This window comes from Bifidobacterium sp. ESL0732 (assembly GCF_029395535.1).
Lineage (GTDB): Bacteria > Actinomycetota > Actinomycetes > Actinomycetales > Bifidobacteriaceae > Bifidobacterium.
Genome location: NZ_CP113920.1, coordinates 834,648 through 861,270 on the forward strand (window position 1 = coordinate 834,648; position 26,623 = coordinate 861,270).

Consider the following 26,623-nt stretch of genomic DNA (forward strand, 5'->3'; position numbering starts at 1 on the left):
CGATATCAATTACTGTCTTCTTATTTTAAAAGAATCACTCATAGATATAGTGAGATTCGATTCTCTTCTGGAACTGGAAAACAATAAGTACAATGACCATGACCACGGAAATAGCAAGCATGCACCAGAAGGTTCCGATCAGTGGGTCGAGTCCGAAGGCCTCGGAAATCAGCTTGAAGAACCAAGTGGAAATGGTGAAGCCAAGGCTGGTGATTGCGGAGAACAGGCCCATCACGAACGGATAGTGCTTCTTGTCGGCGACGTTGGAAAGCATGAAGGGCATCCTGGTCATGATGATGGCGCTTCCCGAACCGATGAGGAACGCCGCGAGGCAGACCAATGGGAAGAAACGGGTGAAGATGAAGAGGATTGCGCCAATGCCCATCAAGCTGAATGCGAATGGGATGGTGAAGTTCTTGAGCAGCTTCTGGATTCGATTGATTAGCAGACCAATAACCACAGACGAGCCCGTGTTGAACATGAGAGCCATACCCGCCGCATCTGAGGCACCAAGGTGATAGGTGCTGACGTAGATTGAAAGTTTGTTATACATTACCGCTACCAGGAAGATGCTCAGGAAGCCCATGATCTCGCAAACGACGATTGCCGGGATGCTCTGTTTGGCCCCTTCTTTGAGATGTGTTTCTTCTACATCATCCTCCACATCATCACTGACTGAATCGCTTGGGACGAAGATGACAACGAAAATAAGGGCGATGAGCGCTATGCCATAGAGCCAGTAGTTGTGCACCCATCCCGACATCGCCAGCAAGCCTCCGAGATACATGATGATCATCGAAGAGCCATCCTGCATTGCGACGATTTTGCCCATCAGTCCGGAAAGCTGTTCTCCGTGGAAGAAGTGGGAAGACAAGCTGGGCAATATTGTCGTGATGATGCCCGTTCCAAAACCGGCGACGATAGCGCAGATCAGTAGTTGATTGACGCTGCCATGCAGGAATATCGGAGTAAGGCCACCGACGGCAACGAACAGGCAGCCCGTTATTCCTACGGTCTTGAAGGAAAGTTTTTCCATCAGTTTGCCGAAAATGATGGCAGAAACCATGGCCGCGGAAGCGCCGATGGAAACAACCGATTCGACTTTCGATGGGTCGTCGTGGGGAAAACTTCTTTGGATTTCTGCTACAGATGGAGAAATGATCGAATCGAACCTGGAAATGATGGCAAGGAACAATATGCCAATCAAAATACCTGCTGTTTTTTTATTCAGAATTGACTTCTTTGCCATGATTATGACTCCTTTTGTGCAATGGCTTCTATTTCTATGTTCGCGCCTTGGGCCAACCCTGCCACTTGGAAAGCACTACGGGCTGGATAAGGAGTGGCGAAGAATTCGGAATAAACCTTGTTGAATCGAGCGAAATCGGCGAAATCTCTGAGGAATACCGTTGTTTTGATAATGTCTGACCGCGTGCAACCGAAATCGGCAAGAGTCGCTTCCAAATTGTTCAGCGCGTTGGAGGTCTGATCCTCGATACTCGCCGGATATTCTCCGGTTGCTGGATCCAGTGGAAGCTGTCCCGAAATATAGTACGTGTCGCCTGCCTTGCGCCATGGTGAATACGGAGTTGTTTGCGATGTCATATGATATGCCTTTCGTTGTATGGGCAAGATGTTTTTAGTTCCCGACAAAGCATCTTTGCCACTGTCCTGTTCTACTTTGAGGACAATAAAATAATAATAACTTATTATTAAAAAAACGCAAAATCGGCATTTTATCGCTAAAAAACAAGTATATTTCGATTTTTTGCAGAAAAAATTATCAGTCTGATAATTTTGTGTTATACTGAAACTGCAATGAAGCATCAACTGAAAGGATATGAGTTATGAACTCTCTCGATACGGTAATCGATCGAAAGAATACCTATAGCATCAAATGGGATGGTATAGGTCTCGACTACAAGAATCTTGACCTTACTCCTATGTCCATCGCGGACATGGATTTCAAGGTTCCTCAGGAAGTCATCGATGCTGTTGTAGCTCAGGCAAAAGTCGGTATTTATGGATATGCGATGCCTGCTGAAAGCTATACCAGTGTGATCACGGACTGGCTTAAGGAACGCAATGATTGGCAATTGCAGGAAGAGAATGTTGGGTTTGTCATTCGTGTGGTTGATGCGATCTCCATGGCCATTCGTTCGATGTCTGAGGAGGGCGACGCGATCATCGTTTTCACCCCGCTTTACGGTTTCTTCGAATCGGCGATCGTTGGTGCGCGTCGCAAGTTGGTTGCCAATCGTATCAATTACACTGAGCGTGGCTATGAAGTCGATTTTGACGAGTTTGAGCGGCAGATCGAGGCCGAACATGTTCGTATGTTCGTTCTGTGCAATCCTCACAACCCGACGGGAAGGGTGTGGACGCGAGAGGAATTGACGCGTATGGTCGAAATCTGTAAAGCCCACGATGTCACTATCATCTCTGACGATATTCATAGCGATTTGATTATGCCCGGGTATCATTACACCCCGATTGCGAAGATTGCCAAGGAAATGGACTTTGACAAGGTCATCACCATGAAATCCGCCTCAAAGACCTTCAACGTAGCGGGGTTGCAGCTCGGCTATTATATTTCCGAGAATCCTGACATCATGAAGCATATGCAGGATGAGAAGGATTACACGACCTATCCTGATCTTCCCAATAACTTTGTGATTGCCGCGATATCCGCCGCCTATAAGCATGGTGTTCCGTGGCTTGAGAATGTCCTGCAGTATATCGAGGGCAATTATCAGATGGAGAAGAAGCTCATCGAAGAGAAGTTCCCGAAGGCGCATCTTGCGCAATTGGAAGGCACCTATCTGACATGGCTGGATGTCAGCTATCTGGGAATCGACGAGAAGACTTTGATGGATAGGCTTGACAAGTGCGGCATCGGCGCTGAAACCACGTCAAGTTTCGGCATCAAAGAGGGACTGTTTATTCGCATGAACATCGCCTGTCCGAAAGCCACCATGCAAAAGGGGCTTGACGCGTTGGAAAAGGCGTTGTCGATGTAACTGGCAATTGCAAGGATTGCCACAAAGCCAACAAATGCCCGTCCAACGTGATTTTAAGTTCCTTCTTAATGTCGTGTTTTAAGGCACCGGCTTCCACGAAGGTTTACGCAAGATTCTAAAGAAATTTTCTGGCGTAAATCCTCGTGGAAGCTTTACTTTTTGCAGGCAGTTGTAAAGCCACCTCTAGTTGACGTTTTGCAGATACCGATACAACGTCGAGACGGAACATCCCAATTCCGGCGCCACCACGTTGACCGCGCTTTTCATGAGGAAAACGCCGTTGTTCTTGAGATCACGAACAATATTGATTCGTTCGCTGGAAGTCATGCGGGTAGGGGAAACACCATATTGAGCCACGGTATCTCTGGTTATTCTGCGGATGGTTTCGCTCCAGTCACCTTGCAGGTTTTCGCCATGTCCAATAGTGGGGAGCATATCATGCAGATTTGAATCGGGGACCAATTTGGAAAGCAGGGAGAGAGTGTCTTTAAATCCTGTGATGTCCACGTTGATGCAGAGCAGGCCTATGAGTTCACCTTTGCTGTTTTTTATGAATAACGTCGATGACCTGAACTCTTGGTTGTGTGCTGCTCCTTTATAGCCTGACACGTAGTCTCTGACGTTGGATTCGCCGGTTTGGATCAGTTTCAATGCCTGATCGGTAACTCCGTCACCAACTTTTCTGCCGGACAGATTACCGTTCCTGATGAAGATGATTGATTTTTTGGGATCATTAACATCATGTACCAGAACTTCGGCTATTTCGCCAAGGGCATCTGCGATAAAATTCGCTAGCGGGAAGGTGTCTTCCAAATGTTCAAATGATAATGCCATATGTATTTTCCTTGTTTTCCGAGATGATGCTCATAATACTCCACTCTATACGTGAGAAAAAAATATCTGTATTTTTAAAATTCAGATAGATAACAGTGAGTTGTAATAATTGGTTGAACAAGACATGGAATGAAGGAGATTGAAACCAGAACGCTACTAAGAATTTCAAAAACGGTGGTTTCTTGCAGCCTTCTGATTTAAGACCAAGGCAGTTAAGCATATTTCTGGCCTGCATGTTCCTTACGCTCGAGGCTTATGTCGAAGCATTTGCTATGCGGGTTTGCTGGTTTTGGAAATAATTTGCGTCTTTATCATGGGCGGCTTCGAAAGGTAAGGATAGACTTGTCGTTAAATAAAGTGATGGATTGATGACAGGGGCGCAATGAGCAGGGTTCGGCGGTTGTTTGCCGCGATAAGCAGTTGTTTGCTGCTCGCAGCAATGGTGGGCTGCGGGCAACAGGACAACCGCACCGCCATCACCGTTTGGTCGTGGGAGCCCAGCATGGAGGCCGAGGCCCGGGATTTCGAAAAGGCGAATCCCGACATCCGCGTCGACATCAAATCCACCAGCGGCTACGACAACCTCAATTCCGCCATCCAGGACGGCTACAATATGCCTGACGTGGTGCAGCTTGAGTATTTCGCGCTGCCGCAGTATGCCGTCAGCGGGCAGTTGCGTGACATCACCGACCAGACGCAGGGCTACGGCGACAACTACACACCCGGAACGTGGTCGAGCGTACATATCAACGGACGGGTCTACGGGGTGCCGATGGACTCGGGTCCGATGGCGTTCTTCTACAATGACGACGTTTTCCGCCAGGCTGGTGTCGACGCCTCGCAGATTCGCACATGGAACGACTACTATGAGGCCGCCAAAAAGCTCAAGGCTATAGGAGTCTACATCGCCGCCGATGCCGGCGACGCAAGTTTTTACAATGCGATGATCTGGCTCAACGGCGGACGCCCATTCCACACCACCGGTGACGGCAAGACCGTGACGGTGAATCTTGCCAACGACAAAGGAACCCAGGATTTTACGGCGTTCTGGCAGAAAATGATTGACGAGGGACTGATCAACACCCAGCTGAGCACCTGGTCGGACAAATGGAAGAGTGCACTCGAAGTCGGCGATGTTGCTTCGGTGTTCACCGGGGCATGGATGCCGTCGCTTCTGCTTTCCGACGTGCCAGGCAGTGCGGGGCTTTGGCGTGTCGCCCAGATGCCGACGGCGGATGGAACACAAACCAATTCGGAGAATGGCGGTTCGGCGCTTGCCGTGCTGCACCTGACGCGCAAGCCTGAAGCGGCGATGCGTTTCATCCGTTACGTCTGCCTCGACCGTTCTGGCATCGCCAAGCGTGTGGATGGCGGCGCGTTCCCTGCAGACAAGGCGACCTTGAACAGCCGCGCGTTCCTGACGAAGACCACGGTCCGCGATTCGCGCGGCATCGATGTGCCGTATTTCGGCGGCCAGCAATTCAACAGGGTGCTTTCGAACGCAGCGGAGAACGTGTCGCTCGGCTATCAATACCTTCCCTTCGAAGTCTACGCACGAGGGGATTTCAAGGCGACGGTGGGCCAATCCTACAAATGGTCGACTACGGACCATCAGATGCAAAAGATTCAGGAGAGGATCAATGCCGGGCAGACCAATCCCGACGGTAGCCCATTGACCATGCCTCAGCAGAACCTCGGCCCCAAAATCAGCCTGATGCAGGGGATTGCGCTCTGGCAAAAAGACATTAAGGAATACGGCACGAACCAGGGCTTTACCTTGCAATAAAGCCGCTTACAAAACTTCTGAAACTCCTAAGACTTCAGACGTTGAGGCGGTAGATGATGGCCATGCCCTTGAAGATTAGGTCGGGGTCGTAGACATCGATGTCCTCGGTGTCGTCCTTGAAAACCGAGCCGAGACCACCGGTGGCGACCACCTTGAAATCCTCTTCTATTTCGCGATGGAACTGCTCGACGGTCCGTTCGATGCCGCCGAGGAAATTGTAGTAGAGGCCGGCCTGCATGGCCGTTTTGGTGCCTTTCGCAAGAATCGAGGCCGGTCGCGTGATTTCGACTTCGGGCAGTTGGGCGGTGCCGGAAACCAGCGAACTGATGGAGGTCTGCAGACCGGGGCTGATGAGGCCCGCTGTGATGGACTTGTTGACATCAACATAGTTGAAGGTGGTCGCTGTGCCGAAATCTGCCACCAAAACGGGCCCGCCGTATATGCCATAGGCACCGACGCAATCCGCCAGGCAGTCCGCGCCCAACGATTTCGGATCGTCCATGCGGATGGACAGGCCAGATTTGACGCCGGGGCCGACGATGATCGGGTCGATATCAAGGAACTTGACGATGCTGGAACGGAAGGAATGCATGATCTGTGGGACCACGGAGGCGACGATGACATCATCGACATCGTCCGGGGTGTATCCGCCGGACTCAAGGAACTGGAGCAGCAGCAGGCCGTATTCGTCGCTGGTCCTGAAGGTCTTGGTGGTGATGCGCCACGTGTCGGTGATGGTGAAGGCGGGGGAGCTGTCGTCCACCACGCCGATCTCGATGTTCGTGTTGCCGATGTCAATCGCGAGTAGCATGTTGTCCGCCTTCCAAAGATTTATTGGCGTCTCTCTCGGCACTTTGTGGGAGTGCCGTTCGCCTTACGTCTTGCGTCCCATCATACGCTGTCAACGGCGTAAATCTATCGGTATTCGTATGATGGAAACCGCAGACGACCCGTGAGGGCGGCTAGCGAATGTAATAATATCTATCAAAGAGGAAAGTATGCCTACGAATTCAGGTGCGCACGGCGAAAACGACGCAACCGACAACAAATCAACAGGCACCGACGAAAACGAGATGGCGACGAACACTGCCGACGGCCCTACGAATGCTGGCAGCACTGACGAGACGCTCAATGCGCATGTCAAAGGCGTTTCTGGTGGCAATGCTTCCGGTGTTAACGGCGGCAAGGCCGGAAAAGGCAAGAAAAAGGGCTGGATCTGGGCGATTGTCGCGGTAGTCGTCGTAGTGGCGCTTATCGTCGCTTTCGTGGTGATTCGCGGCAATCAAAAGGTCAGTGACGGCATGGCTAGGATGCATAAAGCTGAAACCGTCACCGTCGGCCTCAAACTTGCCCCCACGAACCTCGACATCCGCAACCAGTCCGGCTCCGCGCTCGATCAGGTGCTTGTGGGCAATGTCTACGAAGGACTCGTCGCACGCGATTCCAACAACAAGGTTGTGCCGGGACTGGCCAAAAGCTGGGAGAAAAACGCCGACGGGACGAGCTATACGTTCCATCTCAACCGTGGAATGAACTTCTCCAACGGAGACAAACTTGACGCCAACGACGTGGCGTGGTCCATCAACGAACTGGTGGCCAAGCACTACCATGATTCCGAATCGCTCATGAATTTCAAGTCGGTGACGGCCACGGACGCCGATACTGTCAAGCTTGACCTGACCGCGCCTTACGCCAACCTCTTGTGGGAGCTCGCCTGCCGGCCAGGACTGGTGTTCGACAAGAACGCCAACTACGACATGAAGACGCAGGCGGTGGGCTCCGGGCCGTATGTCGTCACCAAATTCGTGCCGAACGATTCCATTACGCTGAAAGCCAATCCGAACTATTGGGGCGAGCATAAGGCCATGACCCAGACCATCGTGCTGCGTTATTTCGGCGATGACAATGCAGCCGTCAACGCGCTGAAATCCGGGGATGTCCAAGTGCTGGCACCCGTGACCGAAAATCTTGCCGAGCCCTTTGAAAAAGATAACGCTCACTATCGCGTCGCGGCTGGAGATGACACCGACAAATTCGTGCTCGCCATGAATTCCAAGGGTGTCAAGACCTCGGATGTGCGCGTGCGTCAGGCCATCCGATACGCCATCGATCACAAGCAGCTCATCGCCTCGCGCGGCGGGGCCGACAAGGCGCTGGGTGGGCCGATTCCCTCGCTGGACCCCGGCTATGAAGATCTGACAGGGCTGTATCCGCACGATGTCGACAAAGCCAAGGCGCTGATGAAGGAGGCCGGCTATACCCCAGACCATCCGCTCGAGCTGCGGCTGACCTACGCCAACACCTACGGCACGGAGCTCGGCGACCAGCTGCGCAGCCAGCTGAAGCCCATCGGCATTGACTTGAAGGTCAATGTGGTCGAATTCTCTACGTGGTTGCAGGATGTGCTCAAAAATAAAGATTACGACCTCTCCATGGTCGACCACAACGAAAGCCATGATTTCTCGCAGTGGACGCAGGACAGTTACTACTACAACTACAGCAATCAGAAGGTCAAGGACTACTACAACCAGGCGATGGCTGCTTCCAGCGATTCCCAGCGCGACGCGTTGCTCGCCAAGGCCGCTCGTGTGGTCAGCGAGGACGCGCCTGCCGACTGGCTCTTCAACTACCGCATCACTACGGCGATGAAGGCAGAAGTGCAGGGTTTCCCGCTCAACCTGAACCAGACACTGCTGCCGCTGTATGGCGTGATGTACTTGACGCCGGTTAAGTAGTAAGTGAGGTCGCGTCGGTAAGCAGAAAAATGGAGGTCGTAATCTGCTTGTCGACGCGGGCGTGACGTTGGACGCGTCGGTAAGCAGAAAATCTGGGTTGAAATCTGCTTATTGACGCAAATGCATAGATGAGAATGAGGCAAAGACATATGCGATTCGTCATTCGGCGGCTCCTGCTGTTTGTAGCGGCGCTGCTTGCCATTTCGGTGGTGATTTTCGCGGCGCTGCGCATTCTGCCCGGCGATGTGGCCAGCGTGATGGCCGGGCTCAACGCGCCTTCGGAACGTGTGGCCCAGTTGCGCTCGCAGATGGGGCTTGACCGGCCGCTGGTTGTACAGTACTTCAGCTGGCTGGGCGGTTTGCTGCACGGCAATTTTGGCACCTCGCTTCTGACCGGTCGCTCGATTAGCTCGACCGTTGCCATGCGCTCTTCGGTCACCTTCCCGCTTATTGTTCTAGGGCTTGTCGTGGCGCTCGCCATCGGCTTGACGCTTGGGGTAGTGTCCACTTTGGCCACTCGCCCGGCGGTTCGTTCTGCGTTTCATTTCGTCGCCATCGTCGGTGGTGCCATCCCGGCGCTGTGGGGAGGCCTGCTGCTGATTTTGCTGTTCGGGCGTGGCACAGGATTGCTGGGCATCTTGCCTTCGCAAGGGTTCCCCGAGGCTGGCTGGGGCAGTTTCGGTTCGGCTCTGGCCTCGCTGGTCCTGCCTGCGTTGGCCGTCGGCATCATCGATGGTGCGAGTCTCATGCGCTATACGCGCTCGGCGCTGGGTGAAGTGATGAACAGCGGGTATATGGATCAGGCGATGGCTTGTGGCTATACACGCCGCCAGGCCGCGCTCAAAGTTGGGCTGAGACTGGCGACGCCTCAGCTGGTGAGTGTGGTCGGGTTGATGTTCGCTGGCATGATCACCGGTGTTATGGTAATCGAAAATCTCTTCGCGCTGCCTGGCATCGGGGCTGGCTTGGTCACAGACCTCGGCAACCGCGACTTGATTGCGGTGCAAAGCGAACTGTTCATGTTGGCTGCCTTCTTCCTCTTCATCGGCTTCCTCGTCGATCTGCTGCATCGCTTCCTCGACCCGCGCCTCAAGCACGCCGTGCAGGGAGGTGCGCAATGATGAAAAGCAAGTCTTCAAGCAAATTTACTATTGTATTACGTTCGATATGGCGGCGTGGCGAAGGCAAGTTTTCGCTGATTGTGTTGGCACTGTGGGTCGCGGTCTCGCTGATTTCGCTGGTTTGGACGCCGCAATCATTGTGGGCGACCGACGGTTACCATGTCTGGTCCAAGCCGTCTACTGTGCATTGGCTCGGCACCGATGGAACCGGAGCGGATGTGTTCAGCTGGCTGATGGCCGGGGCGCGAACGAATCTGTTTATTGCCATTTTGGCAGTGGTTTTCGCGGGCGCGCTTGGCATATTGCTGATGAGTGCGATGGTTTCGCGCAATTCGGCGCTGTCGAATGTTTCAGTGGTTGCGGTGGACGCGCTGATTTCCATTCCGACCGTGCTGATCGCCCTGATTCTGGCGGTTCCGATGGGAGCTTCCGTTGCGGTTATCATCATCGCCTGTGGCATTGGCTATGGCCTCAACCTGGCACGTATAGCACGCCCACAGGCGTTGCTGGCGGCCAATTCCGACTATGTCGGCTCAGCGCTTTCCTACGGAGCTACCGGACCATCGGTGATGCTGCACCATATCCTGCCAAACGCGATGCCGACCATCATGGTCCAGCTTTCGCTTTCCGCTGGCACTGCGGTGCTTGCCGAATCCGGCCTGACCTATCTCGGCGTCGGCGTGCCCAGTGGCGTACCGAGCTGGGGTCATTCGCTGGCTACGTCGGTCAAATTCATCAATATTTACCCGTTGACTGTGCTTTGGCCGGGCCTTATCGTCACCATCGTGGTGGTGGCGTTGAACGTTTTCGGCGACGTATTGCGCGATGCCATCGATCCGGTGACGAATCCGGAATTGCGGGAGGTGTGACAATGAGCGTTGAAGTGAAACAACTTGGCATTTCCATTGCTGGTAAGTCGATTGTACAGGATGTCGATTTGCATATCGGTGATGGCGAACGGGTCGGTCTCATCGGTTCGTCCGGGTCCGGAAAGTCCATGATTTCCAAGGCGATGCTTGGCCTTCTGCCGATGATTGCGAAAACTTCCGGTTCCGTGATGCTTGGTGATACGCAGGTTGTCGGAGCGGACGGAACCGTTCTTGCCGGTCTGCGCGGGCGTTACGTCGGTGCGGTGTTCCAGAATCCAGCGTCATCGTTGAATCCGGTTTTGACCGTCGGTAAACAGGTCGAGCTGCCGTTGAAACTTCATTATGACTTGGACAAGGCTGATCGTCAGGCACGCGTTTCTGGGATGCTCGAAAAGGTCGGGCTTGACGAAACGACGGCGAAAAAATATCCTAGTGAGCTTTCCGGCGGCCAACAGCAGCGTGTTGGCATCGCCACGGCTTTGATTACTTCGCCTCGGCTGATTATCGCCGACGAACCCACAACTGCGCTCGACTCCATCACACAGCGTCAAATTGTCGATTTGTTGGTTTCATTGGTCGACAAATCTGGTGCCTCGATGCTGTTCATCACTCATGATTTCTCGGTACTTGCCCGTGCTACGACGCGTTGCTATGTGCTCGATGACGGCCGGATTATCGAATCTGGGAATACTTCTGATTTGTTGGATAATCCGCAAAGCAGACAGACTAAAAAACTGGTTGGTGCGGCCAGAGAGCTGACATTGCAACGAAAGCAGGATTGCGATGACTAAACAACAGATGCTGCTGACAGGCAAAGGAATCAGCCGAGTTTTCGGAAAAGGCAAGAACCGGCAGACCGCGCTGGACGATGTCGACGTCGAAGTGAGCGCAGGGGAGTGCCTTGCTTTGATTGGCGGTTCCGGGTCGGGCAAGTCCACGTTGACGCGGATTCTTCTGGGACTTGACCAGCCGACTTCGGGAACGGTGACTTTTGAAGGAAAACGGGTTGAGGGACGCAAATCATCGGGTTACGAAGCTTTGCGGCGGGAATCAAGCCTCGTGTTCCAGAGCCCGTTCACCTCGCTTGACCCGCGCTGGAATGTAGCGAAGTCTGTGGCGGAACCTCTGAACATTCAGCGGAAGCGTTCGAAAACCGACAATCTGGATATAGCCGCGAAAGTCCGTGAGTCCTTGTCTTTGGTCGGCCTTGACCCCGATGAATTCCTGAATCGTTATCCCATAGACCTTTCTGGCGGGCAGGCACAGCGCGTCGCCATCGCTCGCGCATTGGTCACAGATCCCAAGCTCATCGTCGCCGACGAACCGATGAGTGCCATCGACGTGGCCGCGCGCCTGCAGATTCTTGAGGCGTTTGCCGCCATACGCAAATCTCGACCGGAGACGGCCATTCTCATGATTTCGCACGATTTGGGTGTGGTGCAACATATCGGTGACCGCATCGTTGTGCTCCATGACGGCGAGGTGGTGGAAAGCGGCGCCACCGATGACGTGCTCAACCGCCCGCAGGCCGACTACACCCGCGAGCTGGTTGCTGCTGCTTCCCTATAAGCCCGAAACTACTCGACTACATTAAAGCGCTCGCCGTTGCAGAAGGCGTGAATCGAACGTGCAAGCTGGCGGGAAAGGTCGCGGTAGGCGTCATCCGCGCGCCAGGCGACATGCGGAGTGAGGATGGTGCCAGGAACCGAACGCAGCGGGTCGTCGGCCGGCAGCGGTTCCTTGTCGTAGACGTCGATGGCGGCCTTGATGTCGCCACGCTTGAGCCTGTTGACCAGAGCGCCTTCTTCGATGAGCTCGGCGCGAGCCGTGTTGATGAAGTAGCTGCCTGGCTTGAGCTTGTCCAAATCGGCTGCGGTCACGACCCTCTGTGTCTCTTCGTTTAGCGGCAGATGAAGGCTCACGATATCCGAATGGGCTATGAGCTCGCCGATGCCGTCAACGGGCGTCGCCCGTAGGGAACGCGCTGTGGCGGCATTGACATGGGAGTTCCAGACCAGCGTATGCATGCCGAAGCCATCGGCAATGCGTGCGACGGTCTGGCCGATACCGCCGAAACCGATAAGTCCTATCGTCTTTTCCTTAAGTGACATGCCTTCGAGTCCGCTCCAGTTGCCTTCACGGATGCTGCGGTCCATGGCGCCGATCGAGCGCGCAAGTTCGAAAATCAACGCAAACGTATATTCCGCAACGGTTTCGTCGCCGTAATGGACGGTGTTGCAAATGCGGATACCCAGCTCACGGGTGCGGTTGAGATCGATGAAATTGGCGACGCCGGTGCCGCCGAAAACGAAGCAGCGCACGTGGGTGCCGAGTTCGTCGAGCAACCTGCCGGTGACGTGGAAGCCGATGACCACGACGATATCGGCGTCTTTGCAGCGTTCGAGAATGGTATCGGGTTCGATGTTGAAATCCTTGTACATCCGTACGCGCGCGACGTTGTGCAGCATCCGCATGCTTGTGGCAATGGGCTGGTACATGGCCGCGAACATCGAGGGAATGACCACCAACGGCAGTTCGGTGTGTTCGGATTGCGTTTCGATATACTCCATACCCCCAAGAATAATTCCGCCTCTGAACTATGGAAACGGAGACTATCGCTATACGAAAGATGGCGCAGATGGATATTGCCGTGAGTTATGTCTGCTGTAATGGTGCTTGATTTTATGTGTTAATTGTCGAAGGAAAACAGGCTTTCGACGGTAGTGCGCAATCAATAAATAAGGTTGATTTGTGCGAGAAACGGCGTAACGTCGGGTGCCGCATTCTCGCAACACGAATATGATGAATATTGAGATTTGATACGCAGTGCGAAGATGCAGCAGCGAAAAGAGGTTTTTGAAATGGTTGACGGGCAGCGAATGGGGATTGCAGATAGCGTGCGAACCAACGGGGCGACGCCGAATCCTTGGTGGGCCAACGCGGTGGTCTATCAGATCTACCCACGCAGTTTCCAAGACAGCAATGGCGACGGTTTCGGTGATATTCAAGGGATTATTTCACGGCTTGACTATCTAGCTGGACTCGGCGTGGACGTGCTGTGGCTGAGCCCGGTCTATGTTTCGCCACAGGTCGACAACGGCTATGACATCGCCGATTATCAGAACATCGACCCCAGATTCGGCACGATGGACGATATGGACGAGCTGCTGAGCGAAGCCCACAAACGGGGGCTCAAGATCGTGATGGACCTCGTGGTCAACCACACTTCCGACGAGCACGCCTGGTTCCAGGCCAGCCGCGACAAGGATGACGAACATGCCGACTGGTATTGGTGGCGGCCGGCGCGCAAGGGGCACGAACCGGGCACGCCGGGCGCGGAACCGAACAAATGGGGCAGCTATTTCGGAGGTTCGGCCTGGACCTACGATCCGAAACGGGGCGAATACTATCTCCATCAGTATTCCGCCAAGCAGCCTGACCTCAATTGGGAGAATCCCGAGGTGCGCAAAGCCATCTACAAGATGATGAACTGGTGGATGGATCGCGGCATCGACGGCTTCCGCATGGATGTCATCGCCGAAATCTCCAAACGAGTCGATTCCAACGGTAAACTGCCGGGGGAGCCGGGCGGGCACATTCCCGATTTGCCGGCGAACCACGGCTATTCCACGCCGTTCCTGGCCTGCACCGACGGGCCGAGACTTGACGAATTCCTGCGTGAGATGCGCCATGCGGTTTTCGACGGGCGTGAAGGCTATATGACAGTGGGGGAGGCGCCCGGGATTCGCCTGAAACGCGACGGCTATATTACCGATCCGGCTAATGGCGAGCTCGATATGATGTTCCTGTTCAACCACGTGCTGTTCGACTGCAAGAATTATGACACATGGTCACCAGTCCCATTCAAGGTCGATGGACTGCGCAAGATCATGGCCAAGGAACAAAAAGCGGTAAACAAAGCCGGTTGGGCGAGCCTGTATTTCAACAACCACGACCAGCCGCGCGCTCTTTCGCGTTGGGGCGATGACAGTGAGGCGATGCGGGTCAAAAGCGCGAAGGCACTAGGGCTCTTGCTACACATGCATCGCGGTACGCCGTATATCTATGAGGGTGAGGAACTGGGGATGACCAATGCCCACTTCACGCGGCTTGAGCAATATCGTGATATCCAGTCACTCAATATCTACAAGGAGCGCGTCGACGAGCAGCATCGGGTTTCGTCTGAGGACATGCTGGATGTGCTGGCCAAGCGCAGTCGTGACAATGCTCGCACGCCGATGCAGTGGGATGGCAGCAAATATGCCGGTTTCACGGCACCGGGTGCTTCGGTCGAGCCATGGATTGCGGTCAACCCGAACCATAACGTCATCAACGCCGAGACGGAAGTGGACGATCCGGATTCAGTCTACTCCTTCTATAAGAAGCTCATCGCGCTTCGGCACACCGACGCGGTGGTCGCCGCCGGCGATTGGAAATTGATCGATGCTCATGACGAGCATGTCTACGCTTTCACGCGTTCGTTGGGCGACGAGAAGCTGTTGGTGGCGGTGAACTGTTCGAGTCGGACTGTTCCGATTCCGCGGCAGACGGCGGCGTTGCTTGCCGCGGACGGAAAGCTTGATGAGGCGCGGTTGCTCATTTCCGTCACAGATTCGTTGCCGGTGCAAGGCCAGCTAGGTCCGTGGGAAGGTTTCGTATATCAAGTATAGCAGAGTTCTGTCATTGTCGAATTTCTTTGAAATTAAGCAAAGATACCTCTTCTTGATTGGCTTGAACTTTGTTGCATTGTATAGTAAAATATATATTGTATAGCAAATGAGGTTGTTGACTTGAGGCAGGGAGAGAATATGCCGATGGTGCAGATGAACATTCGTATCGATGCCGACTTGAAAGACGAAGTTGACGAGATACTGAAGCGTATTGGCAAGACTCCGAGTTCCGTGATCCGCGAGCTGTGGGACTTCATTCAAGATTCTGGAGAGATTCCCGATTTGAGCACGGCTGTTGAGAAAGAAGATCGGGAGCTCGAAAAACGCAAGAAGCTTCAGAAGATCGACAATATGAGCGGAATAGTTCCACGAACGTTGCAAGACATGGGACTTATCGGGCGTGGCGATGATCCGTTCAAGTCGATGTCCGCCAAAGAGCTGCATGATTATGCGGACGAACAGCGGTATGAGGATTATATTCGAGGAAGCGTGGCAGAAAGCGTGACAGTATGATGAGGGAAACCAAACGCAATATTGTATTTGACACCACTATTCTTATCGATATCGTCATGCATCGTTCGTTGCGGGAGTCTACAGCGTTGAAGCTCATGGACGCATGCGCCGATTCGAATTTGAATCCCATGTGCGTGTCATTGTCGTTGAAAGATGTCGATTACGTTGTGAAAGTCAATACCAAACGGGATTTTAAGGACGCCATGGCTGGTGTTGAGCGGGCTACCGTGCAGCAGCTTGTCGCCCAGATTGGTTGGAACAGTGTGAAATCAATCATGGAGGTTTGTGAAGTCGCCGCTGTCGACGGTGAGGTTTGCAAAAATGCACTGAAATTGCGTTCTGCGCATCCTGATTACGAGGACGACCTCATTGTCGCCGCGTCGCGCCAGGCCGATGCCGATATGGTGGTGACGGGCGATCAGGATTTGATCAAGCATTTTCCGGATCTGTGCGTCAGCGTCGAGGACGCGCTGAAGCAGATTGAAGAAGGCTGAACATCTGAGGCTCGAGTTGAGTGGGTTCGCGCTTGGCGATTGTGCGGCGCAATCTTTGTAGAGTTGGTTTTGGAATTCGAAAAACATTCGGATTCAAGTAGCGGCAGGAGTCGATATGGCAGGTAAGGCATTGATCATTGTGGACGTGCAGCCCACGTTCTGCGAAGGCGGGGAACTCGGGGTCGAAGGCGGCGCGTCTGTGGCCGAGCGCATCGCCGAGTACGTGAAAGCGCAAGGCGACAAGTACGCTTATATCGCCACTACGCAGGACTGGCATATCGAGCCGGGTTCGCATTTCTCCGACCATCCAGATTTTGTGGATTCATGGCCGAAGCATGGCGTTGCGGGCACGCCGAATGCCGAGCTGATGCCGCAGATCGCCGCGCTCGGCGTCGAGCATCATTTCAAGAAGGGGCAATACGCCTCGGCATATTCGGGTTTCGAAGGTATCGAAGACAACACCGACCGTGTGCAGACGCGTGCCGAGTTTGCCACGATGCAGAAGGACGGCAAGACGCTGGCCCAGGGGTTGAAGGACGCTGGTGTTGACCATGTCGATGTGGTCGGTCTGGCTGAGTCGCACTGTGTCAAGGAGACCGCGCTCGATGCCAAGAAGCTAGGCTATAGTGTCACGGTGTTTGAGGACATGACCGAACCGGTGAGCGAGGACCAAGGTGCGAGTGCTCGCAAGGCGATGAGTCAGGCGGGAGTTGAGCTGAAAGACGGGATTGCCGGCTGATTGCCTTGTGTTGGAAGTAACGACGAATAGAAAGACGATGGATTGGTTGGTATGACCGAGGACGACTACCCGGCTGAGGACGGGCGCTTTGCCCCTGCTGGTGACGAAACGCAGTGGCGGATGCAAGAGGCGGATCCGTCCGAGGAGGACGAGGCATGGGCCCTGCATCTTCAGGATATGCAAGGGGATGCTGCGGGTACGGCTGAGGCCAGACCAACTGCGGATAGTCGCAAATTCGACCAAGGCGATGCGCTCGCGGCGCTGAAGCGTTATTTCGGTTACGATTCGTTCCGTGAAGGGCAGGAAGATCTGGTCGATGCCATCCTCGCCGGACACGACGTGCTGGGAGTCATGCCGACCGGCGCCGGCAAATCCATCTGCTACCAGGTGCCGGCCACGATGTTGCCGGGGCTCACCATCGTCATTTCGCCATTGATCTCGTTGATGCGCGATCAGGTGGATGCCTTGAACGATGCGGGCATCAAGGCCGCGTTCATCAACACCACTCAGGAAAGCGATGAGCAATCCATGGTCTTCGCTCAAGCTCGGAAAGGCGATGTGAAAATGCTCTATGTCGCTCCCGAACGCTTGGAAACCGAGCGGTTTCGTATCTTCGCCTCGCAGGTCAGGATTTCGCTGATTACGGTCGATGAGGCGCACTGTGTCTCGCAATGGGGACAGGATTTCCGCTCGTCGTATTTGGGTATCGGCGAGTTCATCGACAGCTTGCCGGTGCGACCGACCGTTGCGGCGTTCACGGCGACCGCGACCGAAAAAGTGCGCCGCGATATCGTTCGCTTATTGCGGCTTAAAAATCCCAAGGTTACGGTGACCGGCTTTGACCGGCCGAACTTGTATTTCGACATCATCAACATGCCGACCAAACGCAAGAACGTGTGGATTGCGGATTACGCGGCCAACCATCCCGACGAATCCGGCATCGTCTACTGCGCCACGCGAAAGGAGACCGAGTCGCTCGCCGAGGAGCTGAACCGGCACGGTATCGGCGCCGCAGCCTATCACGGCGGCATGTCAGCTGAAGCTCGCGACAAGGCGCAGCGTGATTTCGTCACCGACAAGGTGCCGGTGGTCGTGGCCACCAATGCCTTCGGCATGGGCATCGACAAGTCGAACGTCCGTTACGTTATCCATCACAATATGCCGGAAAGTATCGAGGCCTACTATCAGGAGGCCGGTCGAGCAGGACGAGACGGTGAACCTGGACGTTGCACGCTGCTATGGAATGAATCGGACATCGTCACCCGCCGCAGGCTTCTGGACATGGATTCGGACAACGAGCGCATGAGCGAGGAGGAGCAGGCAATCGTTCGCCAGAACCATCGTCGTCTTCTGAACGCGATGATCGGCTACTGCCGGACCACCGAGTGTCTGCATCGCTACATCGTCCGTTATTTCGCCGATCCGAACAATGTGAATGCCGCCGGAGACGTCAACGGAAACGACGAATCCGAGTCGGGCGCGAATGGGGCAGCCGATTCGGCGCCGGACAAATGCGGCAATTGCGCGAACTGCGAAAGCACGTTCGAGACCATCGATGTCTCGTCTGTGGCCCGTGCCGTCAGCCGTTGCGTCCACGACTTGAACCAGAGTTTCGGCATGGGCAAGATCGTCTCGGTACTTCGGGGGTCGAAGGCGCAGGATCTCATCAGCCGACGCCTGGACCAGGTGCCAAGTTATGGGGCGTTGCACGAAGTCCCGGACGCTCGGATTCGTGACGTCATCAACCAGATGGCGACCGACGGCTACCTATTCATCTCTGAAGGCAGGCTGCCAATTGTACGGTTCGGAGCGCGGGCCGGTGAGACTGTCAGCCCTGATTTCCACTATGAGATCAAGCGGATCGCGCGCAAGAAGTCGATGGCGGTTTCCTCGGGTAGGGCATTTGGCTCCTACGATGCCGATGCCGCCAATAGCGCGGGCGCGTCTGGCTCGGCTTCTGGATCGTTCGGTGACTATGAGCCGAGCGAGGAGGATGAGGCGTTGTTCCAGAAATTCCGCGAGCTGCGCCACACCATCGCTCAGGAAATCGGCAAGCCGCCCTATATCGTCTTCTCCGACAAAACTTTGCGCGACATGGCCCGTATCAAGCCGGTCACCGATGCCCAGTTTCTTGCAGTCAATGGCGTGGGCGAAAACAAGCTGCATCTCTACGGCCCTCGTTTTATGGACGTGGTGCGCTCTAACTGAAATTATCAAGGTCAGGCTGCCCAAGGCTCGCGATATGGTGGACGCCAGATTTAGTGTATAGCAGTGTCCACTGGATATAGGCCCCAGCGTTTTATGAAAAGCGCCGCAAGCAAACCCGCGGTGGACGGAGTAGGAGTTCGGTTTTGAGCGAGCCACGATTGCAGGAAGAGCCACGTGAAGGCGTCCCTGAGGTGACCGATACGCTCGACGGATTCCGCGAGGCCTGCGAAAGGTTGGCAGCAGGAAATGGTTCACTTGCCGCCGATGCCGAACGAGCTTCCGGTTATCGTTACGGCCACGAGGATTGGCTGGTGCAGTTCAAGCGCACCGGTTCCGGCATCGTCCTTTTCGACCCCATAGCATTGAACAAAGCTGGCGCAGATTGGAACGAATTCAACCGCGCCATCGGCGATGCCACGTGGATTATCCACGATTCACTGCAAGATCTGCCGGGCTTCACCGATTTGGGTATGAAAGTCCGAAATCTTTTCGATACCGAAATCGCCGCAAGACTGCTGGGACTCAAGCGTTTCGGTCTGGCCGCGGTAACCGAACACTACCTTGGTATTACATTGGCCAAGGAGCATTCCGCAGCCGATTGGTCGTATCGTCCGCTGCCGCGGGATTGGCGCAATTATGCGGCTCTCGATGTCGAGCTATTGATCGAACTCGAAGCGAAAATGCGCGCCGACCTCAAAAAAGCCGGTAAATTGGAATGGGCCAACGAAGAATTCAGCCATGCGCTCGCCGAAGGCACAGGCCCGCAAACGCCCCATCCGGTGCCGTGGATGCGCATTTCCCATTTCACTTCGCTCGGCCATGACAGACGCGGCCAGGCCGTCGCCAAGGCGTTGTGGGAAAAGCGCGACCAACTCGCCCGCGAACACGATATTGCCCCGACGCTGCTTCTAAGCGATGCCGCCATCATTGAGGCCGCTCAGAAGAAGCCGCACAATGCCCGTCAGTTCCGTGCTATCCGTAGCTTGAACGAGCGCGTGCGTATTCACATGGGCAATGAGCAGGACAAGATGTTCGAGCGTTACGCTCCCATCCAACGTTCCATCAAGCCCAGTGTGTGGAAAGATACCATCCAGCAGGCCTTGAAATTGAAGCCGAAAGACTGGCCGGAACCCCCGACTCCGCCGCAAGAAGCCCGTGCCAATGCCCCGCGTTCGATGAAATACTGGTCCGTCCATCACCCGGACCGCTTCGCCCGCCTAAAGAAAGTGCGTGCTGTCATCGCTCAGATTGCCGATGACACGAGGACGCCGCCCGACGTGGTCATCAAGCCGCAGATCATCCGCAACCTTTGCTGGCAGGATAATGCGGCAGAGCTTGATATCCCCGAATTTCTGCGCAAGCAAGGGGCACGAAAATGGCAGGTTGCTCTTATCGCAGAGTCCGTAAGTCGCGTTATCATATGAGGGTTGCCTAAAGGCAGAAGTAGTAGGAATTATCGTCAGGAGCACTAGCGTGAAAATCAGCGTGAGGAATCTCGAGCCCACCAAGGTGAAGCTCACCGTCACCGTCGACCCGGAAGAGTTCGACCCGTATCTTGATCAGGCCCGCAAGGAGATCGCCAAGCAGATTAGCGTCCCGGGCTTCCGCAAGGGCCACGTGCCCGGAAAGATCATCGACCAGCGCGTCGGCTTCGGTGCCGTCGCCGGTGAGGCCGTCAATGCCGCCGTCCCGGAGCTCTACTCCAAGGCTCTCGAGGAGAAGAAGATTCGCCCGATGGCTCAGCCCGAGCTCGATGTCAAGGAACTGCCGACCAGCGAGAAGGACGACACCAAGGTGAAGTTCATCGCCACCGTCGAGCGCCGCCCCGAAATCGAGCTTCCGAAGCTCGACGGCATGACCCTTGAGGTTGCAAAGACCGAGGTCACCGATGAGGACGTTGACAAGCGTCTTGACAACCTTCGTCAGCGTTTCGGTACCCTCGTGGGCGTCGATCGTCCCGCCAAGAAGGGCGATTTCGCCAACATTGACCTCGACGCACAGATTGACGGCGAGTCCGTCGATTCCCAGGAAGGCGTGAGCTACGAGCTCGGCAGTGGCAAGCTGCTCGACGGCATCGACGAAGCGCTTGACGGCCTGTCCGCAGGCGAAGAGACCACCTTCGAAGGCACGCTCGAAAGCGGCGACCACGAAGGCGAGAAGGCCCAGATCAAGGTCAAGGTCAATTCCGTAAAGGCCGAAGAGCTGCCGAAGCTTGACGACGACTTTGCTCAGGAAGCCTCCGAGTTCGACACTTTGGACGAGCTTAAGGCCGACATTCGCAAGCAGTGTGAGCGTGACAGTGAAGGTCGTCAGGCCAACGAAGCCCGTGACGCGTTCCTCGACGCCCTGAAGAAGGACGTGGAGATTCCGCTGCCCGAAGGCGTTCGCAAGGACATGGTCGAAGAGCGTTTGAAGCAGGTCACCGCCGACCCAGAGAAGGCCACCGACGAGCAGAAGAAGGAAGCCGAAGAGGCCGCCGACAAGGAACTTCAGGACCAGATTGTGCTCGACACCTTGGCTGAGCAGCTCGACGTCAAGGTCTCCCAGGCCGATGTCACCAACTTCCTTGCCTCCATCGCCCAGCAGTACGGCATGGATCCGAGCGCTTTCATCAACGCCATCGTCCAGAACGGCCAGCTTGGCTCCGCCGTTCAGGAAGTCGGTCGTTCCAAGGGTCTGCTTGCCGGCATGCGCGCCGTCAAGTTCACCTGCGACGGCAAGGATCTTGACCTGACCCCGTTCCTCGGTGAGGATGAAGCCGTTGACGAGGCCGTCGAAGATGCCGAAGAGAACGAAAGCGTCGAGGCCGCGTCCGCCGCTGCCGCCGTCGCTGACGAACTTAGCGATCAAGACAAGGCTGAGTGAAATCGCGGTAGCGATTAATCTCCAAAAAGACTCTAAAGGGAGTTCGGGTTTTGTCCCGGCTCCCTTTTTCATCGTTCAACAGTGATGCAACGTTTAAATAACGGCCAATGTTGCTTTTATGTGCTTCTTGGCGCGCCAAGATGGCTTTTTTCCTAAGAATTGTGATTAAAGTGACGATTTTTGGGGTTCTTGGTGCGCAAAGAGCCCCAAAAATGGAAGAATTCGGCTCCAATCTGCTTTTTTCTGCCATCTTGGTGCGCCAAGAAGCGGCCATAATGATGAATTGGGCTGGGAACGAATTTCGATGATGCGATTTGTGGAGGTACGAGGCGCTGTCTCGAATGGAATAGGATTGATTTTCGATAGAGATAATCTCAACCGACCATATTCGAGATGCTAATGTGTTCATTTTCTCCGCCGCGATTATATTGGTTTCAGATATCAAAGTCGTAGGCGCCACAACGTGCCCATATGGATTGTTACGGAAAGTCAGAAGTACTGGTGGAACAAAAGAACGGTAACGACAGCGGATTGAAGCGATTGGGCGTGATTGCTGCCGTGATATTCCTGCTCGGCGCCGTCGTCGGCGTGAGCTCCGGGTTGCTCGGTCTGATGCTGAGCGGTGTCGAACGACTGATGCTGGGGTATGTCGAGAATCCGCAGGACCCGAGCCCCTATCAGGTGGCGGCATGGCGACGTATCGCTTCGATTGTCGGCGGGTCGATTTTTGCGGCAGTTGTCTGGTGGCTGTTGCGAACCAAGACCACCAAGGTGCCGTCGGTCAAGAAGGCTGTGGCGGGTGAGCGCATGCCGGTTTGGCAGACCACGGTGCACGTGCTGCTTCAGATTTTCATCGTCGGCGCAGGCTCGTCGGTTGGCCGTGAGGTCGCGCCGCGCGAGTTCGGGGCGATGCTCGGGCAGCGGTTCTCTGGTTTGGTCCATTTAGACGAGAGGGACCAGAAGATCGTCGTGGCCTGTGCCGCTGCAGCCGGACTGGCCGGAGTCTATGACGCTCCTCTTGCAGGCGCGTTCTTTGCCATTGAGATTCTTCTGGCCGATGTCAGTATCGAAACCGTAGGCATAGCTCTGGGCACTTCCGTGGTCTCCGCTTATGTCGCCTCGATGATTCGTGGGCGTGACACGTTCTATGGGATGGCCGCGATGGGCAAGGCCGTGGTACCGACGTGGAGCCTGTCCCTCTTTGCCGTACTTGCCGGAATAATCTGCGGCATGGCCGGGGCGATGTTCAGGAAAGGCTCGCAGTGGGCCGAGGGAAACAAACCCAAAGGTGCCGGCATTCTCTGGATGATGCCGTTGGCAGCCTTGGCGACGGGTGTCGTCGCGATATGGCTGCCGCAGATCATGGGCAATGGGCGTTCGGTGGCACAATACGCTTTTGCCTGCGTGGCAGGCAAGGCAGGCAGCCTGATACCGGTTCTACTGGCTCTGTTGGTTGCGAAAGCCGTATTGACACTGGGTACTATCCGTGCAGGCGCGTCGGGTGGCGTATTGCAACCTGGTATCTCCCTTGGCGCAACCCTTGGTGCGCTGCTCGGTTTTGCATGGGTATTGGTCAGTCCCCATGACACGATCACCGCGTGCGCTCTCGTGGGGGCCACCGCACTGTTGGCTGCTTCCCAGCAGGCGCCGCTGATGGCGATGTGTCTGGTGATGGAGCTGACCCGTGCGCCGATAGCGTTTTTCATACCAGTTGGCATCGGCGTCGTGGTTTCGGCCTTGGTTTCCAAGACTTTCCTAGATGCCCTGAAACGTCGGGTTTCCAGCGCTGAGCGCAAAACCAGAAGAAGTGTCGTATAAGTGCGGGTAATATCGTTAACGGTAATAAAACGTGAATATCAAGGAGATACGGTGGCAGGATTGCTGACATCAATGCCGTCCATGGATGAGGGGGATTCGGCCCCCACCATGACGGATCCGATTTTCAATAGATTGCTCAAGGAACGCATCATCTGGCTTGGCGACGAGGTCAAGGATTCCAATGCCAACGTCATTTGCGCACAGATGCTGATGCTCGCGGCCGAGGACCCGAAGAAGGATATCTGGCTCTACATCAACTCGCCCGGCGGTTCCGTGACCGCAGGCATGGCCATCTACGACACCATGCAGCTGATCGAGCCCGACGTGGCGACGGTAGCCGTCGGCATGGCCGCGTCCATGGCCCAGTTCCTGCTTTCCAGCGGTACCAAGGGCAAGCGTTTCGCTACTTCGCACACGCGAATCTTGATGCATCAGCCTTCTGGCGGCATTGGCGGCACCGCTACCGATGTACGCATCAACGCCGAGCTGATCATGGATATGAAGAAGACCATGTCGCAGCTCACCGCCGACCAGACCGGCCATACCTTGGAAGAGATCTACCGCGACAACGAGTACGACCACTGGTTTACTGCCCAGCAGGCGTTGGATTACGGATTCTTCGACAAGATCGTGACCACGCCGGGCAGCATGCGTACGGCGAAGGCAGGGGAGTGAACAATATGGCAAGTGAAGAAGCGAAGTTTGTAGCTCGCGCTGAGCGTCTCGCCGGCCCGCGCGGTGTGGCCGGGTTCAGGCCCGAGAGCCGTTACGTGATGCCGCAGTTCAGCGAGAAGACGCCCTACGGCATGAAGACGCAGGACGCCTACAGCCGCCTGTTCGAAGACCGCATCATCTTCATGGGCGTGCAGGTCGACGACACGTCGGCCGACGACATCATGGCCCAGCTGCTCGTTCTGGAAAGCCAGGACCCGAACCGCGACGTGATGATGTACATCAACTCGCCCGGCGGCTCGATGACCGCGATGACGGCCATCTACGACACGATGCAATACATCAAGCCGGACGTGCAGACCGTCTGTCTCGGTCAGGCAGCCTCGGCCGCCGCGGTGATTCTTGCCGCCGGCACCAAGGGCAAACGCCTGATGCTGCCCAACGCCCGCGTCTTGATCCATCAGCCGGCAATCGACCAAGGGGCCGGCAAGGCCACCGAGATCGAGATCCAGGCCAAGGAGATGCTGCGTATGCGCGAATGGCTCGAGAACACGCTGGCCAAGCACACCGGCCAGTCCGCCGAGCGTATCCGCAAGGACATTGAGGTCGATACCTTCCTGACGGCACCGGAGGCCAAGGAATACGGCATGGTCGACGAAGTGCTCGCCAACCGCAAGTAGTGGTTTGCCGCGGATTGCCGTGTAGATTTACGTAAAAATAAAGACGATACCCCTTGCGTTCGCGCGTGAGGGGTATCGTCGTAACCGGATGCCATCGCCGAAAAGGACGGCGAGCAAACGGCTGTAACACAAGGCTCAATTGAAAGTGCCTGACGCGGTAAGGAGAAGGTATGGGCGACGTGGTGGATTATAACGACTCCGTCCCGCGCTGCGGATTCTGCGGCAAAAGCGAACGACAGGTGCGCAAGCTCGTCACCGGTCAGGGTGCGGCGATCTGCGACGAGTGCATCGCCCAATGCGTCGACCTGATCAACGACGACAACGACAAGGACGTCAAGATCAATGCGCTGAATCTACCTAAGCCTTCCGAGATCTATGCCTATCTCGACCAATATGTCGTCGGCCAGCCACAAGCCAAGCGCACCCTTTCCGTAGCCGTCTACAACCATTACAAACGCGTCAACATGGAGATGGGCGAGGGTTCTCATGGTTCTGGGGCCGGCATGGGCAAGGCCGCCGCCGCATCGGGTGCGTTGCGGAAGGCTGGTGTCGCGGAGGGTGCCAAGACGGGTCCTGTCAAACGTTCCGGTAAATCCGTCTCCGATTCGCTGGCGGATGTGCAAGTGGCCAAATCTAATATTCTCTTGCTTGGCCCGACCGGCGTCGGCAAAACATATCTGGCCCAGACGCTTGCCCGCGTGATGAACGTGCCATTCGTCATCGTCGACGCCACCACCTTGACCGAGGCCGGATATATCGGCGACGACGTGGAAAGCGTGCTACAACGGCTTCTGCAGGCGGCGGACGGCGACGTGGATCGCGCCCAACACGGCATCGTCTATATCGATGAGATCGACAAGATCGCGCGCAAAAGCGGCGAAAGCGCCTCGCTCACGCGCGATGTAAGCGGTGAGGGTGTGCAGCAGGCGTTGCTGAAGATCCTCGAAGGCACCATCGCCTCGGTGCCCCTGGAGGGGGAGGGCACGCGCAAGCACCGCGATCAGAACACCGTCAAAATGGATACTCGTGACATCCTCTTCATCTGCGGCGGTGCGTTCGTCGGTCTCGACGCCATCGTGCGCAAACGGCTCGGGGCGCGTGAGAGCGGTTTCACAGCGACCTTTGACGAGCGGGATGAGAGCAAGGCCGACCTGTTGCGGCAGGTCGACGCCGACGATTTGGGTGATTTTGGATTGTTGCCGGAGTTCATCGGGCGTCTGCCGGTGGTCAGTGTGCTTGACGAGCTCACTGAACAGGACTTGCGCGACATCCTCGTGCATCCGGCCAATGCGTTGGTCAAGCAATATCGCAAGCTTTTTGCCGTCGACGGGGTTAAACTTTCGTTCACCGACCAGGCCGTCGCCGCTATCGCAGCCAAGGCCATCAGGGAAGGTACTGGTGCCCGCGGACTGCGTTCTATCATCGAAAAGACGCTCGAGGAAACGATGTTCCAACTGCCGGAAATGAATGATGTGCAGCAGGTCATCGTCGACGCTTCCGCCGTCAGTGGCGAAGGTGTGCCGAAGATGGTGGTTTCGTCGGCTTCTTCTGGCCGTTCGCCTAGACGTGGCAAGATACATGCGTTCGGATAAGTAGATG

The 26,623-nt window shown here is 55.5% G+C and carries 24 protein-coding genes; 18 read left to right on the forward strand and 6 right to left on the reverse strand.

What is annotated here, in order from left to right; all coding sequences use genetic code 11:
- Positions 1–34: 34 nt before the first annotated feature.
- Together OZX70_RS03110 and OZX70_RS03115 are read right to left on the reverse strand one after the other, a co-directional pair.
- Positions 35–1,249 (reverse strand): MFS transporter, encoded by a 1,215-nt coding sequence (locus OZX70_RS03110; protein ID WP_277181778.1) that lies wholly within the window; start codon positions 1,247–1,249, stop codon positions 35–37.
- A 2-nt stretch (positions 1,250–1,251) separates the two neighbouring features.
- Positions 1,252–1,605, reverse strand: coding sequence for a RidA family protein (locus OZX70_RS03115; RefSeq protein ID WP_277181779.1), 354 nt, complete (start codon positions 1,603–1,605; stop codon positions 1,252–1,254).
- 242 nt (positions 1,606–1,847) lie between these two features.
- Between OZX70_RS03115 and OZX70_RS03120 the strand changes: the two genes are divergently transcribed.
- Positions 1,848–3,020, forward strand: a complete 1,173-nt coding sequence (locus OZX70_RS03120; protein ID WP_277181780.1) for a PatB family C-S lyase — start codon at positions 1,848–1,850, stop codon at positions 3,018–3,020.
- A gap of 183 nt (positions 3,021–3,203) precedes the next feature.
- Here OZX70_RS03120 and OZX70_RS03125 read toward each other — a convergent pair whose 3' ends face one another.
- Positions 3,204–3,854: a PAS domain-containing protein gene (locus OZX70_RS03125; RefSeq protein ID WP_277181781.1), complete on the reverse strand. Its 651-nt coding sequence runs from the start codon at positions 3,852–3,854 to the stop codon at positions 3,204–3,206.
- Positions 3,855–4,293: 439 nt separating this feature from the next.
- On the opposite strand from OZX70_RS03125, the gene OZX70_RS03130 reads away from it, so the two are divergent.
- On the forward strand, positions 4,294–5,640 hold the full coding sequence (locus tag OZX70_RS03130) for a sugar ABC transporter substrate-binding protein (RefSeq protein ID WP_277182083.1): 1,347 nt from the start codon (positions 4,294–4,296) through the stop codon (positions 5,638–5,640).
- 34 nt (positions 5,641–5,674) lie between these two features.
- Here the strand turns inward: OZX70_RS03130 and OZX70_RS03135 are convergent, their stop codons facing one another.
- Positions 5,675–6,451, reverse strand: coding sequence for a type III pantothenate kinase (locus OZX70_RS03135; protein ID WP_277181782.1), 777 nt, complete (start codon positions 6,449–6,451; stop codon positions 5,675–5,677).
- A gap of 187 nt (positions 6,452–6,638) precedes the next feature.
- Here OZX70_RS03135 and OZX70_RS03140 point away from each other — a divergent pair, with 187 nt between their 5' ends.
- The 5 genes from OZX70_RS03140 to OZX70_RS03160 all read left to right on the forward strand — a co-directional run bounded on the left by OZX70_RS03140 (position 6,639) and on the right by OZX70_RS03160 (position 11,934).
- Positions 6,639–8,375 carry an ABC transporter substrate-binding protein gene (locus OZX70_RS03140; protein WP_277181783.1) on the forward strand — a complete coding sequence of 579 codons (1,737 nt, stop codon included), beginning with the start codon at positions 6,639–6,641 and terminating at the stop codon, positions 8,373–8,375.
- A gap of 149 nt (positions 8,376–8,524) precedes the next feature.
- Entirely contained in the window at positions 8,525–9,496 is a 972-nt protein-coding gene (locus OZX70_RS03145; protein ID WP_277181784.1) for an ABC transporter permease, read from the forward strand.
- Positions 9,493–10,365: an ABC transporter permease gene (locus OZX70_RS03150; RefSeq protein ID WP_277181785.1), complete on the forward strand. Its 873-nt coding sequence runs from the start codon at positions 9,493–9,495 to the stop codon at positions 10,363–10,365. Before OZX70_RS03145 ends, OZX70_RS03150 begins: the two co-directional genes overlap by 4 nt.
- Positions 10,366–10,367: 2 nt before the next feature.
- Positions 10,368–11,156: an ABC transporter ATP-binding protein gene (locus OZX70_RS03155; RefSeq protein ID WP_277181786.1), complete on the forward strand. Its 789-nt coding sequence runs from the start codon at positions 10,368–10,370 to the stop codon at positions 11,154–11,156.
- The gene (locus OZX70_RS03160; RefSeq protein WP_277181787.1) at positions 11,149–11,934 is read left to right on the forward strand and encodes a dipeptide/oligopeptide/nickel ABC transporter ATP-binding protein; all 786 of its coding nucleotides are present in this window, start codon (positions 11,149–11,151) and stop codon (positions 11,932–11,934) included. Before OZX70_RS03155 ends, OZX70_RS03160 begins: the two co-directional genes overlap by 8 nt.
- Before the next feature lie 8 nt (positions 11,935–11,942).
- On the opposite strand, the gene OZX70_RS03165 is transcribed toward OZX70_RS03160, so the two are convergent.
- Positions 11,943–12,935, reverse strand: coding sequence for an NAD(P)-dependent oxidoreductase (locus tag OZX70_RS03165; protein ID WP_277181788.1), 993 nt, complete (start codon positions 12,933–12,935; stop codon positions 11,943–11,945).
- 291 nt (positions 12,936–13,226) lie between these two features.
- Between OZX70_RS03165 and OZX70_RS03170 the strand changes: the two genes are divergently transcribed.
- The 7 genes from OZX70_RS03170 to tig all read left to right on the forward strand — a co-directional run bounded on the left by OZX70_RS03170 (position 13,227) and on the right by tig (position 21,854).
- Positions 13,227–15,035, forward strand: coding sequence for an alpha-glucosidase (locus OZX70_RS03170; protein WP_277181789.1), 1,809 nt, complete (start codon positions 13,227–13,229; stop codon positions 15,033–15,035).
- Positions 15,036–15,173: 138 nt separating this feature from the next.
- Positions 15,174–15,548: a type II toxin-antitoxin system RelB/DinJ family antitoxin gene (locus tag OZX70_RS03175; protein WP_277181790.1), complete on the forward strand. Its 375-nt coding sequence runs from the start codon at positions 15,174–15,176 to the stop codon at positions 15,546–15,548.
- Positions 15,545–16,042 (forward strand): PIN domain-containing protein, encoded by a 498-nt coding sequence (locus OZX70_RS03180; RefSeq protein WP_277181791.1) that lies wholly within the window; start codon positions 15,545–15,547, stop codon positions 16,040–16,042. The genes OZX70_RS03175 and OZX70_RS03180 overlap by 4 nt, the downstream gene beginning before the upstream one ends.
- 115 nt (positions 16,043–16,157) lie before the next feature.
- Positions 16,158–16,781 (forward strand): isochorismatase family protein, encoded by a 624-nt coding sequence (locus tag OZX70_RS03185; protein ID WP_277181792.1) that lies wholly within the window; start codon positions 16,158–16,160, stop codon positions 16,779–16,781.
- A 51-nt stretch (positions 16,782–16,832) separates the two neighbouring features.
- Complete coding sequence (locus OZX70_RS03190; RefSeq protein WP_277181793.1) at positions 16,833–18,989, forward strand: RecQ family ATP-dependent DNA helicase; 2,157 nt, start codon at positions 16,833–16,835, stop codon at positions 18,987–18,989.
- Between the two features lie 143 nt (positions 18,990–19,132).
- On the forward strand, positions 19,133–20,413 hold the full coding sequence (locus OZX70_RS03195) for an HRDC domain-containing protein (protein WP_277181794.1): 1,281 nt from the start codon (positions 19,133–19,135) through the stop codon (positions 20,411–20,413).
- 49 nt (positions 20,414–20,462) lie between these two features.
- Positions 20,463–21,854: a trigger factor gene (tig, locus tag OZX70_RS03200; RefSeq protein WP_277181795.1), complete on the forward strand. Its 1,392-nt coding sequence runs from the start codon at positions 20,463–20,465 to the stop codon at positions 21,852–21,854.
- Here tig and OZX70_RS03205 read toward each other — a convergent pair.
- Complete coding sequence (locus OZX70_RS03205) at positions 21,829–22,104, reverse strand: hypothetical protein (protein WP_277181796.1); 276 nt, start codon at positions 22,102–22,104, stop codon at positions 21,829–21,831. The genes tig and OZX70_RS03205 overlap by 26 nt on opposite strands.
- Positions 22,105–22,355: 251 nt before the next feature.
- Here OZX70_RS03205 and OZX70_RS03210 point away from each other — a divergent pair, with 251 nt between their 5' ends.
- From OZX70_RS03210 to clpX, 4 genes are all read left to right on the forward strand, one after another.
- On the forward strand, positions 22,356–23,672 hold the full coding sequence (locus tag OZX70_RS03210; RefSeq protein ID WP_277181798.1) for a chloride channel protein: 1,317 nt from the start codon (positions 22,356–22,358) through the stop codon (positions 23,670–23,672).
- A gap of 51 nt (positions 23,673–23,723) precedes the next feature.
- Entirely contained in the window at positions 23,724–24,347 is a 624-nt protein-coding gene (locus OZX70_RS03215) for an ATP-dependent Clp protease proteolytic subunit (protein ID WP_277181799.1), read from the forward strand.
- Between the two features lie 5 nt (positions 24,348–24,352).
- On the forward strand, positions 24,353–25,024 hold the full coding sequence (locus OZX70_RS03220) for an ATP-dependent Clp protease proteolytic subunit (protein WP_277146508.1): 672 nt from the start codon (positions 24,353–24,355) through the stop codon (positions 25,022–25,024).
- A gap of 170 nt (positions 25,025–25,194) precedes the next feature.
- Positions 25,195–26,616, forward strand: a complete 1,422-nt coding sequence (gene clpX, locus OZX70_RS03225; RefSeq protein WP_277181800.1) for an ATP-dependent Clp protease ATP-binding subunit ClpX — start codon at positions 25,195–25,197, stop codon at positions 26,614–26,616.
- Positions 26,617–26,623 lie beyond the last annotated feature (7 nt).

Coding starts and splice junctions, on each gene's coding strand:
- OZX70_RS03190 (WP_277181793.1), top strand. CDS start 16,833: ATGACCGAGGACGACTACCCGGCTGAGGACGGGCGCTTTGCCCCTGCT.
- OZX70_RS03115 (WP_277181779.1), bottom strand. CDS start 1,605: ATGACATCGCAAACAACTCCGTATTCACCATGGCGCAAGGCAGGCGAC.
- OZX70_RS03150 (WP_277181785.1), top strand. CDS start 9,493: ATGATGAAAAGCAAGTCTTCAAGCAAATTTACTATTGTATTACGTTCG.
- OZX70_RS03205 (WP_277181796.1), bottom strand. CDS start 22,104: ATGGCAGAAAAAAGCAGATTGGAGCCGAATTCTTCCATTTTTGGGGCT.
- OZX70_RS03125 (WP_277181781.1), bottom strand. CDS start 3,854: ATGGCATTATCATTTGAACATTTGGAAGACACCTTCCCGCTAGCGAAT.
- OZX70_RS03160 (WP_277181787.1), top strand. CDS start 11,149: ATGACTAAACAACAGATGCTGCTGACAGGCAAAGGAATCAGCCGAGTT.
- OZX70_RS03155 (WP_277181786.1), top strand. CDS start 10,368: ATGAGCGTTGAAGTGAAACAACTTGGCATTTCCATTGCTGGTAAGTCG.
- OZX70_RS03165 (WP_277181788.1), bottom strand. CDS start 12,935: ATGGAGTATATCGAAACGCAATCCGAACACACCGAACTGCCGTTGGTG.
- clpX (WP_277181800.1), top strand. CDS start 25,195: ATGGGCGACGTGGTGGATTATAACGACTCCGTCCCGCGCTGCGGATTC.
- OZX70_RS03220 (WP_277146508.1), top strand. CDS start 24,353: ATGGCAAGTGAAGAAGCGAAGTTTGTAGCTCGCGCTGAGCGTCTCGCC.
- OZX70_RS03110 (WP_277181778.1), bottom strand. CDS start 1,249: ATGGCAAAGAAGTCAATTCTGAATAAAAAAACAGCAGGTATTTTGATT.
- OZX70_RS03130 (WP_277182083.1), top strand. CDS start 4,294: ATGGTGGGCTGCGGGCAACAGGACAACCGCACCGCCATCACCGTTTGG.
- OZX70_RS03180 (WP_277181791.1), top strand. CDS start 15,545: ATGATGAGGGAAACCAAACGCAATATTGTATTTGACACCACTATTCTT.
- OZX70_RS03175 (WP_277181790.1), top strand. CDS start 15,174: ATGCCGATGGTGCAGATGAACATTCGTATCGATGCCGACTTGAAAGAC.
- OZX70_RS03135 (WP_277181782.1), bottom strand. CDS start 6,451: ATGCTACTCGCGATTGACATCGGCAACACGAACATCGAGATCGGCGTG.
- OZX70_RS03185 (WP_277181792.1), top strand. CDS start 16,158: ATGGCAGGTAAGGCATTGATCATTGTGGACGTGCAGCCCACGTTCTGC.
- OZX70_RS03140 (WP_277181783.1), top strand. CDS start 6,639: ATGCCTACGAATTCAGGTGCGCACGGCGAAAACGACGCAACCGACAAC.
- OZX70_RS03145 (WP_277181784.1), top strand. CDS start 8,525: ATGCGATTCGTCATTCGGCGGCTCCTGCTGTTTGTAGCGGCGCTGCTT.
- OZX70_RS03170 (WP_277181789.1), top strand. CDS start 13,227: ATGGTTGACGGGCAGCGAATGGGGATTGCAGATAGCGTGCGAACCAAC.
- OZX70_RS03120 (WP_277181780.1), top strand. CDS start 1,848: ATGAACTCTCTCGATACGGTAATCGATCGAAAGAATACCTATAGCATC.